Source organism: Rhodoligotrophos appendicifer (assembly GCF_007474605.1).
In the GTDB taxonomy this organism is placed as follows: Bacteria; Pseudomonadota; Alphaproteobacteria; order Rhizobiales; family Im1; genus Rhodoligotrophos; species Rhodoligotrophos appendicifer.
In genome coordinates this window covers 70,223-84,750 of record NZ_VHKL01000004.1, presented here as the reverse complement: position 1 = coordinate 84,750, position 14,528 = coordinate 70,223, and the positions used below count along the sequence as shown (strand labels likewise).

The 14,528-nt window shown below is 60.1% G+C and carries 19 protein-coding genes and 1 tRNA gene; 12 read left to right on the top strand and 8 right to left on the bottom strand.

Annotated elements, in window-relative coordinates:
* The first annotated feature begins 32 nt into the window (after positions 1-32).
* The 6 genes from FKM97_RS09900 (at position 33) to FKM97_RS09875 (ending at position 5,161) form a co-directional block, all read left to right on the top strand.
* On the top strand, positions 33-485 hold the full coding sequence (locus FKM97_RS09900) for a tRNA (cytidine(34)-2'-O)-methyltransferase (RefSeq protein WP_144292260.1): 453 nt from the start codon (positions 33-35) through the stop codon (positions 483-485).
* Between the two features lie 2 nt (positions 486-487).
* The gene (hemF, locus tag FKM97_RS09895; protein WP_144292259.1) at positions 488-1,384 is read left to right on the top strand and encodes an oxygen-dependent coproporphyrinogen oxidase; all 897 of its coding nucleotides are present in this window, start codon (positions 488-490) and stop codon (positions 1,382-1,384) included.
* 80 nt (positions 1,385-1,464) lie between these two features.
* Complete coding sequence (locus FKM97_RS09890) at positions 1,465-2,628, top strand: MFS transporter (RefSeq protein ID WP_144292258.1); 1,164 nt, start codon at positions 1,465-1,467, stop codon at positions 2,626-2,628.
* 124 nt (positions 2,629-2,752) lie between these two features.
* Positions 2,753-3,877, top strand: a complete 1,125-nt coding sequence (locus FKM97_RS09885) for a hypothetical protein (protein WP_144292257.1) — start codon at positions 2,753-2,755, stop codon at positions 3,875-3,877.
* A 9-nt stretch (positions 3,878-3,886) separates the two neighbouring features.
* Positions 3,887-4,078: a hypothetical protein gene (locus FKM97_RS09880; RefSeq protein WP_144292256.1), complete on the top strand. Its 192-nt coding sequence runs from the start codon at positions 3,887-3,889 to the stop codon at positions 4,076-4,078.
* A gap of 135 nt (positions 4,079-4,213) precedes the next feature.
* The gene (locus tag FKM97_RS09875) at positions 4,214-5,161 is read left to right on the top strand and encodes a DMT family transporter (protein WP_144292255.1); all 948 of its coding nucleotides are present in this window, start codon (positions 4,214-4,216) and stop codon (positions 5,159-5,161) included.
* Positions 5,162-5,182: 21 nt separating this feature from the next.
* On the opposite strand, the gene FKM97_RS09870 is transcribed toward FKM97_RS09875, so the two are convergent.
* The 4 genes from FKM97_RS09870 to FKM97_RS09855 form a co-directional block, all read right to left on the bottom strand.
* Positions 5,183-5,923, bottom strand: a complete 741-nt coding sequence (locus tag FKM97_RS09870; RefSeq protein WP_144292254.1) for a type 1 glutamine amidotransferase — start codon at positions 5,921-5,923, stop codon at positions 5,183-5,185.
* Positions 5,920-6,600 (bottom strand): ribonuclease T2 family protein, encoded by a 681-nt coding sequence (locus FKM97_RS09865; RefSeq protein WP_144292253.1) that lies wholly within the window; start codon positions 6,598-6,600, stop codon positions 5,920-5,922. Before FKM97_RS09865 ends, FKM97_RS09870 begins: the two co-directional genes overlap by 4 nt.
* A gap of 109 nt (positions 6,601-6,709) precedes the next feature.
* The gene (locus FKM97_RS09860) at positions 6,710-7,099 is read right to left on the bottom strand and encodes a Dabb family protein (RefSeq protein ID WP_144292252.1); all 390 of its coding nucleotides are present in this window, start codon (positions 7,097-7,099) and stop codon (positions 6,710-6,712) included.
* 147 nt (positions 7,100-7,246) lie between these two features.
* Positions 7,247-7,789: a hypothetical protein gene (locus FKM97_RS09855; RefSeq protein WP_144292251.1), complete on the bottom strand. Its 543-nt coding sequence runs from the start codon at positions 7,787-7,789 to the stop codon at positions 7,247-7,249.
* Between the two features lie 232 nt (positions 7,790-8,021).
* On the opposite strand from FKM97_RS09855, the gene FKM97_RS09850 reads away from it, so the two are divergent.
* Positions 8,022-8,624 (top strand): TIGR00645 family protein, encoded by a 603-nt coding sequence (locus FKM97_RS09850; RefSeq protein ID WP_144292250.1) that lies wholly within the window; start codon positions 8,022-8,024, stop codon positions 8,622-8,624.
* On the opposite strand, the gene FKM97_RS09845 is transcribed toward FKM97_RS09850, so the two are convergent.
* Positions 8,621-9,160: a hypothetical protein gene (locus tag FKM97_RS09845; RefSeq protein WP_144292249.1), complete on the bottom strand. Its 540-nt coding sequence runs from the start codon at positions 9,158-9,160 to the stop codon at positions 8,621-8,623. The genes FKM97_RS09850 and FKM97_RS09845 overlap by 4 nt on opposite strands.
* Before the next feature lie 530 nt (positions 9,161-9,690).
* Here FKM97_RS09845 and FKM97_RS09840 point away from each other — a divergent pair.
* A tRNA-Gln gene (locus tag FKM97_RS09840) sits at positions 9,691-9,764 on the top strand.
* A 178-nt stretch (positions 9,765-9,942) separates the two neighbouring features.
* Here the strand turns inward: FKM97_RS09840 and FKM97_RS09835 are convergent.
* From FKM97_RS09835 to FKM97_RS09825, 3 genes are read right to left on the bottom strand one after another with little or no spacing between them, the layout of a single operon-like run.
* Positions 9,943-11,067: an FAD-dependent oxidoreductase gene (locus FKM97_RS09835; RefSeq protein ID WP_144292248.1), complete on the bottom strand. Its 1,125-nt coding sequence runs from the start codon at positions 11,065-11,067 to the stop codon at positions 9,943-9,945.
* Positions 11,064-11,675 carry a CDP-alcohol phosphatidyltransferase family protein gene (locus FKM97_RS09830; RefSeq protein WP_246105015.1) on the bottom strand — a complete coding sequence of 204 codons (612 nt, stop codon included), beginning with the start codon at positions 11,673-11,675 and terminating at the stop codon, positions 11,064-11,066. Before FKM97_RS09830 ends, FKM97_RS09835 begins: the two co-directional genes overlap by 4 nt.
* A gap of 43 nt (positions 11,676-11,718) precedes the next feature.
* Positions 11,719-12,267 (bottom strand): peroxiredoxin-like family protein, encoded by a 549-nt coding sequence (locus tag FKM97_RS09825; protein ID WP_144292246.1) that lies wholly within the window; start codon positions 12,265-12,267, stop codon positions 11,719-11,721.
* 177 nt (positions 12,268-12,444) lie between these two features.
* On the opposite strand from FKM97_RS09825, the gene FKM97_RS09820 reads away from it, so the two are divergent.
* From FKM97_RS09820 to FKM97_RS09805, 4 genes are all read left to right on the top strand, one after another.
* Complete coding sequence (locus FKM97_RS09820) at positions 12,445-13,020, top strand: TetR/AcrR family transcriptional regulator (RefSeq protein WP_144292245.1); 576 nt, start codon at positions 12,445-12,447, stop codon at positions 13,018-13,020.
* A 3-nt stretch (positions 13,021-13,023) separates the two neighbouring features.
* Positions 13,024-13,380 carry an RNA polymerase sigma factor gene (locus FKM97_RS09815; protein WP_205014875.1) on the top strand — a complete coding sequence of 119 codons (357 nt, stop codon included), beginning with the start codon at positions 13,024-13,026 and terminating at the stop codon, positions 13,378-13,380.
* 200 nt (positions 13,381-13,580) lie between these two features.
* Positions 13,581-13,808 carry an anti-sigma factor family protein gene (locus FKM97_RS09810; RefSeq protein ID WP_144292244.1) on the top strand — a complete coding sequence of 76 codons (228 nt, stop codon included), beginning with the start codon at positions 13,581-13,583 and terminating at the stop codon, positions 13,806-13,808.
* A complete protein-coding gene (locus tag FKM97_RS09805) occupies positions 13,805-14,515 on the top strand; it encodes a TVP38/TMEM64 family protein (RefSeq protein WP_144292243.1) in 711 nt (236 codons plus the stop codon). The genes FKM97_RS09810 and FKM97_RS09805 overlap by 4 nt, the downstream gene beginning before the upstream one ends.
* The last annotated feature ends 13 nt before the right edge of the window (positions 14,516-14,528 follow it).

Here is a 14,528-nt window from a genome sequence, read left to right as displayed (position 1 = left end):
TCGCGCCCAATCCATCATAGGCCCTGACAAACATGGTCGACATTGCCCTCTATCAGCCCGATATCCCGCAGAACATGGGCACGATCCTGCGTCTGGGCGCCTGCCTCGGCGTGACAGTTCATATTATCGAGCCCATGGGTTTCCCCTGGTCGGAACGACGGTTGCGCCGGGCAGGGATGGATTATCTGGACGGCGTCGACGTGGTCCGCCACGCCAAGTTCGAATCATTTGCGGCGGCAAAAGGTGGGCGGCGCCTCGTCTTGCTGACCACTAATGCCTCCTTGAGCTATGTCAAGGCCGCCTACCGAGCCGACGATATTTTGCTTCTGGGCCGAGAGAGTGCCGGCGTGCCGGTGGAGGTTCATGAACAGGCCGATCTGCGCGTGACCATTCCGATGCATCCAGGCTTTCGGTCGCTGAATGTGGCGGTCGCCTGCGCTATGGTGTTAGGGGAGGCATTGCGACAGACCAGCGAGGACCCTTGAAGATGACGGTTGAAGCCAAGCCAGGACCGGATGAACTTGAACGCCGCAAACAGGCTGCTCAAGCTTGGTTTGAGACCCTGCGCGATCGCATCCATGCGCGCCTCGAGGTCTTGGAGGACGACTATGCAGGTCCTGCGTTCCAGAATGCGCCCGGTGGTCGCTTCGAGCGTCAGGCCTGGCAGCGCGAGCAGGGGGCCGGTGGTGGGGGTGTCATGGGCATCCTGCGTGGCCGATTGTTTGAGAAGGCGGGGTGCCATGTCTCCACGGTCCATGGCGAGTTTTCGCCTGAATTCCGCAACCAGATCCCTGGAGCGGACCAGGATCCGAGGTTCTTCGCCACCGGCGTTTCCGTGATCATTCATCCGCTCAATCCCAACGTGCCCACCGTGCACATGAACACGCGCTTCATCGTCACCGCCAAAGCCTGGTTCGGGGGCGGCGGCGACCTGACGCCGGTTCTCGATCGCCGCCGAACGCAAGCGGATCCCGACAGCATCTCTTTTCATGCGGCGATGCGCGCGGCCTGCGAGGCCCACGCCTGCGCTGACTATAATCATTACAAGCAGTGGTGTGATGAATACTTCTTTCTCCCTCACCGCAACGAACCGCGTGGCATCGGCGGAATCTTCTTCGACCACCACGACAGCGGTGATTGGGAGGCGGACTTCGCCTTTGTCCGCGACGTGGGAATGAAGTTCCTGGAGGCCTATGAGGAGATCGTCCGGCGTAACATGAATGAACCGTGGAGCGAGGCGGACCGTCGCGAGCAGATGGTCCGTCGCGGCCGCTACGTGGAGTTCAACCTGCTTTACGATCGCGGCACCACGTTTGGGCTGAAGACCGGAGGCCATGTGGAAGCTATTCTCTCCTCAATGCCGCCGATTGTCACCTGGCCATAGGTCGATCGTCCTGAACTAACGTTCAACATCCGATTGCGCTCCTATCCGGAAACGGGCATCACGCCACTGGAGAGGAGGGCATGATGAGCACCTTCGCGGGCTTGGATAGAGGACGTTGGAATACGTTGATCGCAGCGATTGCCTGCGTGACGGTCTTCGACGTGGCGCTTGGCCTTAGCTTTCCCTTGTTCTCGTTGATCTTGGAGGCGCGAGGCCATTCTGCCGGGATGATCGGCCTCAATGCGAGCTTCGGACCGCTGGGGGTGCTGGCGGCGGGTCCTCTGATCCCGCTGGTGACGGTGCGTTTTGGCTCCAAGCTCGTGGCGCAGGTCTGTTGCGTCCTGGTGGCCCTGCTGCTCCTGTCTTTTAAGCTGATCGACAGCTTCACTCTCTGGTTCCCGCTGCGGTTTCTCTTCGGCTTCTGCGCGGCGACCCTCTTTGCGGTGTCGGAGTCCTGGGTCGTTCGAACTGCTGAAGGGCCGTATCGCGGCCGCATCACCGCGGTTTATGCCAGCATTCTTTCCGGTGGCTTCGCTCTTGGCCCCGCCATGCTACCCTTCACCGGCTTCAAGGGCTGGACGCCCTTCGTCATCGGCGCGGCGATCATGCTGATCGCTCTGGTGCCTCTGCATTTTGTCGACGTCGATGACCGTCTCCATCCGGAAGAGCGGAGGGCCTCCTTCTTTGCGTTTTTTCCACAAGCGCCGGTGCTGCTCATCGGCGTCGGGACCTTCGCATTGCTCGACGCCGCCGTGCTCGCGCTGCTGCCGCTCTACGGACTCCGTGAGGGTCTGAGCGTGGACGTATCGGCCTGGGCGCTGACGGTGCTGATCGGCGGCAATCTCCTATTGCAATATCCCATAGGCTGGATCGGCGATCATTTGCCTCGTCGTGCCGTGATGCTGGCGTGCGCCCTCCTCACCTCGGCCTCACTCGCGGTGCTGCCCTCGGTCATGGGCACCCTCCTGATGTGGCCGGTGCTGGTGCTGGTCGGCGCCTGCGGTTTTGGCATCTACACTTTGGCCATCGCCATCCTGGGTGAGCGCTATAAAGGCTCCGCCTTGATGGCGGGCGCTTCCGCCTTTGCCGCCATGTGGGGATTGGGTGGCATGGCCGGGCCGAGCCTGACTGGATGGAGCATGGAACTGTTCGGACCGAACGGTTTTCCTCTGACTCTGGCGGCGATATTTGCTGCCTTCAGCCTGCTCATGATCATTCGGGACGCATCAAAAAGTCGGGTTTAGAGACCGGGACCCCTTCTTGGCACTTGCGGTATACAACCTATGAGGGTATATTCCTGCTCATATTTCATTCGCTCGTGGTATTTTTTGAATCCTAGTGGGTTATTTTCATCGTTGAGGTGTTCTCATGGCATTCGTGGCCAGCGCCGCCAGGCTTGTTGGATCTAGCGTAGGCAAATTTATCGGATCTGGCGCGAAGTTTTTTGGTGCGAGCAACGCAGCGTTGCCGATTCTGGCCTCGGAACTTCCCAACGTCACTAACGTGCTTACAGCACCGGCGTCCATCAAGACAGAATCGAGTTTACTGGGTGTCACAAAGGAAATGACGTCGATCGGCCATTCCTTCGGCCCATCGACAGCGTTTAAATCCAATTTTGCTGCTCCCCGAGATGGCGCCGAGATCGCGCCCAGCTTTCTTCAAAAACATCCGGTGGCATTTAATCTCGCTATGACTGCTGCCAGCCTCGGGGCGGGTGCTATTATTCCGACGGTCATTCAGATGAAGGCAGGCGAGCGGCAATTTGAACAGTCGATGCAGACGCAGGAGAAAATGGCGGACGATCAGAAGAAGCTCGTCGAACAGCAGACGGAGCGTCAGGAGCAGATCATCGCCGAACAGAAGGAGACGGCCAAGCAGCAAATGGCGGATCAGAAGCAATTCGCCTATGAGCAGCAGGAGTCCAACTTAGTGAGTCAATATGGTGTCGAGCAGGGCCAGAAGGTCATCGCCATCATGAAGCATGCGGGATATTTGGGCGGCCCGGATGAGAAATCGGAAGCCCTTTATGCAGCGCTCGAGAAATCCGGTGAGCTCAAGCCCGCAGAGGCTGCATCGAAACAGGCGAGCACAGCAGAGGCGACAGCTCCCGCCAACGAAGCGGACACCGCCGACAGGGCAGCCACCACCGACAGGGCAGCCACCACCGACAAGTCAGCCCTATCGAGCAAGGCCGCCCCGGCTGAGGTCGCGCCCTCCTCGGATGAGGCCCAGCTCGCCAAACTGGCTGAAAAGCTGTTGGTGTTGGCAAAGGCAGACGGCGGTGGCGCTCAGGCCACCTCGCAAGGATCGCAAGAGGCGCATCTGCTCGAACTGGCTCAGAAACTTCTGGCCAGCGAGATGCAGGAAGCGCGGGCGCTCGCAAAGAACGATGGTTTGATCATGCACTCGGCCCCGGCGGGCGATTACGAGGAGCCGACGCTCTCTCAGTCGCAGCCGCTATTGACCCATTCCGATTATGCTGTGATTGCATAGGAGCGTTGCATGTGGGGGCTGATCGCTCTTGGCCTAAACCTGTTGGTCGGTCTGTTTAGCGGCAATAGATCGGCGCCTCAGGTTGTCGCCGCCGACAGCATGGAAGGCAATGGGCCGGTTCCTGAAACGGCCTCTCATTCGCACACCGAGCGCGGTGACGATGACGCAGGCACGGGCCAGGACGGGTTATGGGGCCATTGAGGGCCACACCCCGTCACCTTTCAAAAAGTCGATTGCTCCTGCAGGCGCTTTGAACCAATCTCGCGCCGATGGATCGGCTGGTGACGCCGGTCCGTTTCTTTGCCGAGCCCGGCATCGAACCGATGGAGCCGGTCAGTGGTTCACGCCCTCACACAACTGTCGCGCAACGCAGGCCGCGGGAATATTTATCTCTTCAGCATGGGCCTGGTGGTCTTCGCCGGCCTGCTCTGGAGTGCCCAGGGAGTCCTCATCCGTCTCATGGGGCAGGCCGATCCCTGGATGCTTCTCTTGTTGCGGGGCTTTGGCATCGTCATCAGCGTGATGCTTTTGATGGCGTTCTTCGGGGGTGGAAACCCGCTGCGGCTGATCCGCCAGGCAGGCTGGCGCGCTGCGGCCGCCGGCCTGTCCATCGGTGTCTCCGGCGTGTTTTTCATTCTGGCGATCAGCTACACGACCATCGCCAACGCCATGTTCATGGTCGGTGCAGGGCCCTTTTTTGCAGCGCTTCTCGGCCGCTGGTTCCTCGGCCAGCCGGTGCGCCGCGAGACCTGGATCGCTATGGCCCTGAGCCTTTTTGGCATTTTTCTCATGGTCTTCAACAACCTGGAGGGTGGCCATGTTCTGGGAACGGTTTACTCACTGCTGTCGACGCTGGCCTTTGCGGTACACAGCATCTTCCTGAAAAGTGCGGGAAGCATCGACATGACTCCAACTGCCCTGCACAAGGGATGGAGCGAAGCGGCCGTCGGCGCGATCGTGCTGATCGGCCTCTCTCTGGACGGTGCGGGCAAGGTGGCTCCGGCTTTTGACGTCTCCCTTTCCGATGCGGCGATCGGCGTATTGATCGGGCTCATTCTGGGCTTCGGCATGTGGCTCTTCACCCTAGGCGCGCGCCATATCAGCCCGGCAGAGATGACATTGGCTTCGCTAATCGAGCTGGTGCTGAGTCCCCTGTGGGTCTGGATCGTCGTCTCCGAGCAGCCGGAGACCATGACCCTGGTCGGGGGTGCGGTGATCATTTCGGCGATCGTGTACCAGGCAGCGACCGGAGCCCGTCGTGCCAGACCCCCGGTCGTGGTCTGACGCGACCGGGACGTTAGGAGCTCAACGAATAAGGCCGGCCGCACGCACAACATTGTCGAACAACTGTATAGCTGTGCGATTGACCGAGGGGAGTCTGACGTCGATCTCCTGTGACAGTCGCAAATCCGCCCCGATGCCCAAGCCCTTTTCGATGGCCGGTAGATAATCTGGAAGGGACCGCCAGGCGGCCATGCTCTCAGCACTGGCCTCCGCATGGAACTGCAGCCCAAAGGCGTGGCTTCCGACCTGCATAGCCTGCACTGCGCAAGCCGGAGAGTGTCCCAGGCCTGTGGCGCCAACCGGCAGGGCTTTGACCTCCGCCCCGTGCCATTGCATCCAGGTGGTCGAGGCAGGCATGCCGGCGAATAAGGGCGACTTCCGTCCCTCTGCATTGAGTTCGATACCGTGAAAGCCGATCTCACCTGTTGTCGCGCGGCCGACTTCACCGCCTAACGCATCCGCGAGCAATTGATGGCCCAGGCAGATTCCGAGATATGGCTTGTCAAGCTCTCCGACCCAGCGGCGGATCGCTGCCTTCTCCTGTGCAAGCCAGGGATAGCGTGCCTCCTGCCAGACGTCCTGAATCCCGCCCATGACCAGCAGGAAATCAAAGGCCTCAAGCGCCGGGACGGCTTCGCCGGCATGGAGATGCACAGTTGTCCAGGCCAACCCGTGTTTGTCCATGAGGCCTTTGAAAAGCCCGGGGTCTTCCTTTTCCATATGCTGAAAGACAAGGACGCGCGGCGAGGACGAGGTGGTCATGATGGATTTCGGGGCCGGACGGGAGGCAGGACAAGGGCCTTGGCCCGGCATTGGAGACGCGCTCCCTCAGGGCAGCTCATGGGCGTGCCATCGCGCTGGAAACAGATCCTCACTTCGCTCAATGCAGCGCGATCCCGCCGGTTTCCACAGTAGACGCCGACCATACTGGCATCGATCGCAGGGTTGGCGGCGACCAGATCCTGGATCAGCTCCTGCGGTGTCGTCACGATGTCCTGGGCGGGCGATGAGTATTTGGCGGGGATGGCGATGCCCGTGAACAGTCGGCGGATCAATGCGAAATACTCGCCCTGATCCAGGCCTGAGCAACTGCCGTGCCGCCGCCATTCATGGATGATCAGCCCTTTGGACGGCATGATGTCGGACATGGACGCAATGGTCTCGTTCGGGATCCAGCTCTCTGGAGTGGGGCAATATTCCGGCCATCCCTGATCATATTGCGGCCAGAGCCCGTGGGCGATGAAGGCATAGGCGCGTTGCGCGCTGCATTGCATGCGGTCCCTTTGCCCATTTTCCCCAGCGCAATAGGTGGGTGACCAGGAGAGAGACAAGACATAATGGTCGAATCGGCCCGGCTTCTCGCCACGCGCCTCGGCGGGAGAGTTGGTGGCAAGGGCTGCGGTCAGCAGCAGGATCAAGTACGAAAGAAAGCGGATCATGGATATCGTTCCCCCTTGGGATGGAAGGGCCAGTAATGCTGACCGGCGGGGGCATGCGGTCACGCCGACTATGGGGGATGGTGAGGTTCCTCGCAAGGCGCGACGAAAGCTACCTCATGGGGAAATCAAACACCAAAATTCCTGCTTCCCCGCCCTCCGTGAGAGCGATGAGCTCCTTCGCAGCTGAAATGTGGTCAGGGTAACGCAGATAGGCATCGCGGGACCGATCGGTGTTGAAGTCGATGGTGAAGCCATGAGTATAGCCTTGCGTCTTGCCCTCGGGGCTGACATTTGCCCCCGCCTGAAAATGCCGTAGCCCGGGAACGACCTGCTCCAGATCTCGAAGGTCCTGGAAGACCCGATCTATTGCTGATTGCGGGGTGTCGGTCTTGATCTTGGCCAGGACGACATGTCGAACCGGCGGAGTCTCGGCGACCTCAGAACAGGCTGTTAGTCCGACAAGCAAGCCGCTGAGCAATCCCGCGAGGTAAGGACGCATGTTGATGGCTCCAGGAGAATCCAATGGTCTGTGACCAGAATGATATCGCGAGCCATATTATGCAACTTTTGAGTGTATAAAAGGTGAGGGAGACGCGAGGGGTGATGCCTCGCGTCGTTGATTTTGAGAGAGCAGGTTCAAACTAGGCTATCTGCCGTTTCCAGTCGCAAGGGCCGGCGTCCGTGACGGGGCGACACTGGCGCGAGGCATATGTCCCGTGGAGGTTTCCCCGCGAGTGCGCCGCTCCGGCGCAGTCTCCGCATGCGATTGACCGTTGAGGGCCATCGAGGCTGCCGCCAGCGGGTTCTCGTCGATCTGCCGCTCTATGGTCCCCGTCCGTCGGCGGTCGAGCTCGCGGTTCACCCGCTTTACCGCGGCGGACAGGATGTCGCGCCGCATCCCCGGTCCCTCGCTACCCTTGCCGTTAGCGTTGTCGGTGACTGGTCTCGTCTTGCTCGGGATGGACGACGCCTTCTCCCGGCTTTCCCTCAGGGTTTTGCGGAGCAAGACCAGCTCAGGCGTCTGGATGAGCTTGAGCGCGGGCAGATGGGTTTGGTCAACAAGTTGAAGCTCTTCTTCGGAAAGATAACGCTGCTCTGTCTTTCTGCTGCGCGCCATGTCGATCATGCCTCCATTGTTGGCCGCATCGATGTGAGGATCACGTTTGCGAAAGCTGCGTGCCCTGTTCATCGACCCAACGCCGCAAGGCCCGCAGCGGTTGCGACTTCGGACGGCGAGAAATTCTGGATCTGTGACGGCCTTGGCGGAGCCCGCATATGCTCAATGGGGACCCCGCATTGCTGGGCGCCGATCAATTCGACTTGAGGACGGGGAAGCCGCGTTGCTGCGGCGCGGCATCGTCTTGGAAAGGCCGCATGAACTCGCTAGATAGGGGCTGCTTCAATCTGGATCGAAAGACCCCATGACCCCTCCGCGCCCCACTGCCGGCATGCCCCCCCTGTCCTTGCTGATCTTCGGGTCGCGTTGGCTTCAATTGCCTCTTTATCTCGGCCTGATCGTGGCTCAGGTCGTCTACGTGCTGCTCTTCATGAAGGAGCTCTGGCACCTCATCCTTCATTCTGTGGATTTCACCGAGCAGCAGATCATGCTGGTCGTGCTCGGTCTCATAGACGTGGTCATGATCTCCAACCTGTTGATCATGGTCATCGTCGGCGGCTACGAGACCTTCGTCTCGCGCCTCAAGCTCCAGGGCCATCCGGACGAGCCAGAATGGCTAAGTCATGTGAATGCTGGGGTTCTCAAGGTGAAGCTCGCGATGGCCATCATCGGAATTTCGTCCATTCACCTGCTGCGCACCTTTATCGAGGCCGGCAGCTTGGGCGCCGAGGGCTCCCGGTACACCGAGAGTGGCGTTTTATGGCAGACGGTGATTCATTGCGTCTTCATCCTCTCGGCGATCGGCATCGCCGCCGTCGACAAGATGACTCAAGGGATCGGCGATCGGCACCACGGTCGGACCCTGTCGAAACCCTCGACCCTAACGCAAGCCCCTGAGGCGGATTAGCTGCAGCGGACCTGGGGACTGCGGGCCAGAGTCCTCTCCATCCTCTCGACAATGGCATCATAGTCGCGCTTCTTCTCGCGAGGATAGCGCAGGTGGAATTGCTGGGCCGTCGGTACGCCGCAAACGGTCTTCAGCAGAACCTTGTAATAGAGGATGTGGTCGTCCAGCAGACCGGAAAACACGAACCAGCTCTGGCCTCCGTCCCGATAGGTGACGTCAAGGCCGCGATCCTCCGCTCCCTTGATCAGTTGTTGGCGAAACGCCTTGAACGACAGGGAGGTCAAGGCTGCGCTATAAACTGAAATTTCGCCCGTCCCATCGACGGCCTTCAGGTCGATTCCCTCTCCTTGGGTCTCACCCGAGACGTCAATGAACCCCTCTCGCGGCACCTCGATGCTGATCCCGAGCCGCTGGTCGGAGTAACGTCGCCAGGATGACTGCGCATCAGCAGGCTCCGTGGAAAGTCCCCAGAGCGACGCTGTGAAAACTGACGCGGCCAAGGCGAGGGCAGTGGCATATTGGGGTCTACGGATCATCCGGTGATCCTCCTCTGAAGCGCGGTTTCTGCTGAATGCCCTCGCACCCGTGCTCTTGCCTAGGGCTCTATGAGGCGTTGTTGGGCGACCTGTCTTCGGTTTCAAAACACCATCGCGGCGGCGGCAGCGCTGAACCCAAGCAGGGTCAGCGTCGCGACGCCGGCCTCGATGCACCAGAAGACACGGCTCTCAATGTCATCCCGATCCAAACGTCTTCTCATGGGCCCCTCCTAGCGCTTCCGGCGCAGCCTGAAACTCAAATGACGATTGTCGTCTCATGATCCCGGCACAAAACTCCGAGTGCCGCATGGCGAGACGATGAATGCATTTTATTGAACCCTGTTTGTCGAATCTGGTTCCACCCCCTCCGAGGAAGTCGCAATCACTGCGGGAGGTGGACACGGGGAAGGGCGCATCTCCTGAGAACGCGGGTTGGCGCCCTGTGGCAAACATTTGGCAAAAAATCGGGGCTACTTGATCGCCGGCACCATTAAGGCTATGTACCGCTTGCCCTTTTCCGGGCACTCCCTTGGGGGATCGTCTAACGGTAGGACAGCGGACTCTGACTCCGCCAGTCTAGGTTCGAATCCTAGTCCCCCAGCCACTTGATTTTCTTACTCTTTTCCTTTTTAAAGGAACAAGAGGGTTAGTCGGGAGGCGCAGTTGGGACCTTTCGTTCTCGCTTCGAGCTTCTTGATCGCAGACTTACCGAAGGCGGGGTTTCGCTGGAGGTAACGAGCGTTCAAAGATCGAAGGAACCACTTGGAACGGGTGCCTCCAGCTCATTCCGATCGACACTTGTATTTTGCGATGAAACGGCGATCGATCCAGTCTTTCCAGTGCCATACCCAATGCCCTTCCACCGACCAGCTTCCACGCGACGCGATGGCGTAACGCTCGCCGGTTGACAGAATGCTCAACCAGATCCTCGGCGGTGTGAAGCGTATCAAGGGCAAGCTTTGAGCCTGGGCATGGAGATTCCGGGCCAGGACCGGCCCCTGCCGGACGGCGATCACACCGGCCTTGGGGCAGGGAGATCCGATCAGCCCGGCCGCGTCCCCCGCACAAAAGACATATCCGTGCGATGTCGATCGAAGGTGTTCATCCACTGCAACGAAACCTTTAGCATCCAGGGCCAGTCCGGAGTGCACCAGCCATTCCGCCGGTCGAACACCGGTGGCCCAGATTTGCTCGTCATAGAGGGTAGAGTTCCTATTCGCCTCCGGTAAAGCCGGAAGATCGTCGTCGGTGATCAAGAGGACGTCGCCACGTTCTAATCGCCGTGCCGCGCTCCGCCGAACGGCGGGGGAGAATTCCTGCAGCAACCCCTGACGATCGAACAAGGTAACCTGGCCTTGGTCCGGTCGCGCTCCCCTCCTGGCGGCCTCCTGCATACGATATCGTAGAGCAAGCGCAAGCTCGACCCCGCCGGCTCCGGCTCCGACAACGGCGATGCGGATACCAGGGTCCGCCTCGATCCGATTAACCAACTGCTCCCATCGCAGCGCGAAGTCATCCATAGGTTTGGCGGGGAGGGCATCTTCGGCAGGTGTGCTGTTCCCAAGGCTGGTGACGGCACCGCAATTGATCGAGATTATCGTCCCTGCAATGGGCCGCCCGTCCTGCAGCGTGAGCACCCGTTGTGCGGCATCGAAGGAAACGACTTCGCCGATGACGACTTCGCATCGGGCCCATTCTGCCAAGGGAGCCACTGGGACCTGCGCCTCGTTCGCACCATAATGGCCCGCAACAAAACCAGGAAGCATGCCTGAATAGGGGGCTCGCTTCCCTCTCGTGATCAATGTCAGCCTGAGTCCGTCGTTTGGACGGCGACCAAAACATCGGAGGACCTCCAGATGCGCATGTCCGCAGCCGACCAGGACGAGATGGTGAGGCTCTTGTGTCATGGCGCGGAAAGCAGCCGCCAGCCCCAGAGCCAGCGTGTGACCGTGGTGATCATGGCCAGCGCTGCGAACACCCAAGAGATGACTGCAAAATAGCTCGGGAAGAGGCACATGGCCGCAAAGGCGATGATGGTCTCGGCTCCCTCGGTTAGCCCTCCGAGATAATAGAGCCCCTTCTGCGGATAGGCGCTCGAGGTCAGTCCACGTTTGGCTGCAACCATCGCAAAGGCGAGAAAGCTGCTCCCCGTTCCAACGAAGGAAAGCAGCAAGGCGCTGGCAGCGAGCGCATTGGCGGCAGGATCGGCGACGGCAAAGCCGAACGGGACTGTCGCGTAGAAGAAGAAATCGAGACCAATGTCGAGAAAGGCGCCGCGCTCGGTCGGACCCTGCCTCCGTGCAACGGCTCCATCTAGCCCATCCAGAAGCCTGTTCAGGAGGATCATTGCCAGTGCCGCACCGTAGAATGCCTGCGTCAACAGCAGTGAACCGCAGACGCCGATGACGAACCCTCCCATCGTTACCTGATCGGCCGAAACTCCACGGGAGGACAACCATGCGGCGGCCCCGCCAAAGAGTGTATCCTGCCAGCGGATCAGATGATGATCGAACAATTCCGCCTCCATTGGTTCAGCGTTGGGCCGTCGCCCACGACGCTCAGAGGGTTATGATCTCACCTCGTGCCGGGTAGTCCTTGGCAACCACAAAGTCCATTGCCTGCAGAACGTCTGCAAGATGAGGTCTGGCAAATGGCATCGTCTGGACGCTGGCGAAATAGAGTGTGCCGTCGGGCCGGACCAGGAACAGACCCGGCTCGGTGAAGCGTTGCGGCTCCTCCACGCCTGCGGACGTTGTGCCCCTGCCCGACGAGACGAAGAGACCCCAGCGTCGTGCCGAGGCCAAGTCCAGACCATAGCCCAGCCGAAGCTTGGGAAGACCCCAGGATGATTTCGTCTCTTCCGCGCGCTCCGCCGTATCGGACGAGATCGCAACGACGGAGACGCCGCGTCCTTCCAGTTCGCCAAGCTTCGCCTCCAGGTCCTTGAGCTGGCCTTTGCAGATCGGGCAGTGCAAGCCGCGGTAAAACACGATGAGCGTAAAGGTTTTGGGTGCCTCGTCCTTGAGACTGAAGCTGCCTCCTCCAGCCAGGGGAACGGTCAGGTCCGGAACGGGTTGGCGTGGAAATAGCGTCACGAGATCGGTCATTTGCACCTCCAGGAATTAGCGCAGGGTCATCGGCTCGCATTTCACGGAAACGGGGCCAGGGGTTCTAAAATCGGGCATGGAGTCGAGGGAGCGGCGGGCAACAGCTCCATCTTGCGATATTAGATCAATTGCTCTAGTATTTGCAACTGCCACCGCAACGCTGTTGGAGCGCTAGGATTGGGACGACATCGGACTTTCGACGAGACGGCTGCACTCGATGCCGCCGTCTCGTGCTTCTGGGGCAAGGGTTACGCGGCGACCTCGGTAAGAGACTTGTCCGACGCGATGGGGATAGGGGGCGCAAGCCTCTATCATTCGTTTGGTGACAAGAGGGCACTCTTTGCTCGTGCGCTGCAGCGCTATCTCGACTTTTCTGCGCGCAGGCGTCTGTCACAGCTCGATTCTGCAGAGGACGCGTTGGCGGCTCTGCACGGCTTTTTCGCGGATTTGCTCAAGGCCTCGCTTTCAGATCGGCGGGGTTGTCTTCTGATCAATTCGGCCTTGGAACTGGCTCCCCATGACGAGGGGCTGGCCCGGGATATCCGCGACGCGCTCACGGAAATAGAAAGCGGTTTGCGGCGCGCGGTGCAGCGTGCCCAGCAGCAGGGAACAGTGCCCATGGTGGAATCCGAAGTTGAGATCGCTCGCCGGCTTCTATCGGCCGTGGTGTCTCTGAGGGTTCTGGCGCGTGTCAGCAATGACGAGGAATTGCTGAGCAGCATTGTCCGTCATTCCCTTCCTCCGGCCTCCTAGATCATGAGCGAGGGTGAGGCGCCGGAGGGAGACGCCGACGACAAGGTTGCCGACCTGCTGTTGGTCCGTCTGCGTGCCCGCGACGCCATGGCCTTTAGGAGCCTATTGCGCGAATTGCACCGTCCCATGATCGCCCTCGCCCGAAGCTTCGTGAAAAGCCGCGAGATAGCCGAGGAGGTGGTTCAGGACACCTGGGTTGCCGTGGTCGCCGGATTGGACGGGTTCGAGCAGAGATCGTCACTGAAGGCCTGGATTTTCAATATTCTCGTCAACAAGGCGCGAACTCGTGGAGCACGAGACGGTCGCATTCTCAGTTTCTCGGACCTTGAGCGCGACGGCGAGCCGGCAGTCAGTCCTTAATGTCAGCGCCGCAAACCAGAGGGTGCTTCTCCATCGCGGACGGTCCAGGCTTCGGGAGGAGATTGAGCAGCTGGTCGCGCCCTCGCAGGCGGGAAAGTTACCCTCCGCGGCGAAGAGCTTGTAACGTGACCAGACCCATGGAAGACGCAGGGTCAGCACTTGACGATGGGTTTGCGGCCCTCGGAATTTGGAGAACTGCCTTGCTCACATGTCGTGAGGTGACCGAAGAGGCGAGTGCCTTTCTCGACCGAGAGCAGGGCTTGTTTGCCGCTGCAAAATTCCGGCTGCACCTGATGTTGTGTCGGCATTGCCGGCGCTATGTTGACCAGCTCGCCGAGACGATCGCTCTCCTTCGAACATCGCGAGAGACCTCGATGGATCCGGTCGCGGAGGACGCATTGATCACAATGTTCCACGAACGGAAATGAGCTTGTCCCTCCCCATGAAGAAGCTCAAGCTCTCCTACCTGTTGATCCTCCTGCTTCTTCTCGCGGCGATGGCAGCCCATCTCTCCGGTGTCGCGGCGTGGCTCGACATCAAGTGGATTGCGGCGCATCGGGACGAGCTTCTGAACTGGGTGGAAGCCCGGCCGATCGCTTCCGGGGCTCTGTTCATCGTGTTCTATGCCGCTGTGGTCGCCCTGTCGCTGCCAGCTGCAACCGTGCTCACGCTTCTCGGCGGCTTCCTTTTCGGTCGCTGGATCGGAACGGCTCTCGTCGTGGTGGGTGCGACGCTCGGCGCGGTGGCCATTTTCTCCATCGCGAAGACGTCATTCGGGGAGGGTCTGCGCAGCAAGGCCGGACCGCTTTACCAGAAGGTGGCGGCGAATATGCAGGAGAACGCCTTCGGCTATCTCCTCTTCATGCGCCTTGTACCCGTATTTCCATTCTTCCTGGTCAATATCGTCCCCGCCATGTTCTCTATCGAAACGGGAACTTTCGCCCTGGCGACATTCATCGGCATCATTCCCGGGTCCTTCGTCTATGCCAATCTCGGCGGCGAACTGTCGACCATCACGGACCCGGGCGATCTAATCTCGGCGAAGACACTCATCGCCTTCTCTTTGCTTGGCGTGATGGCCCTGGTGCCGACCCTCTACCGGCAATGGTGCGCCCGCGGAAGCAAGGCCGGCTAAGTGGCAGTATCTC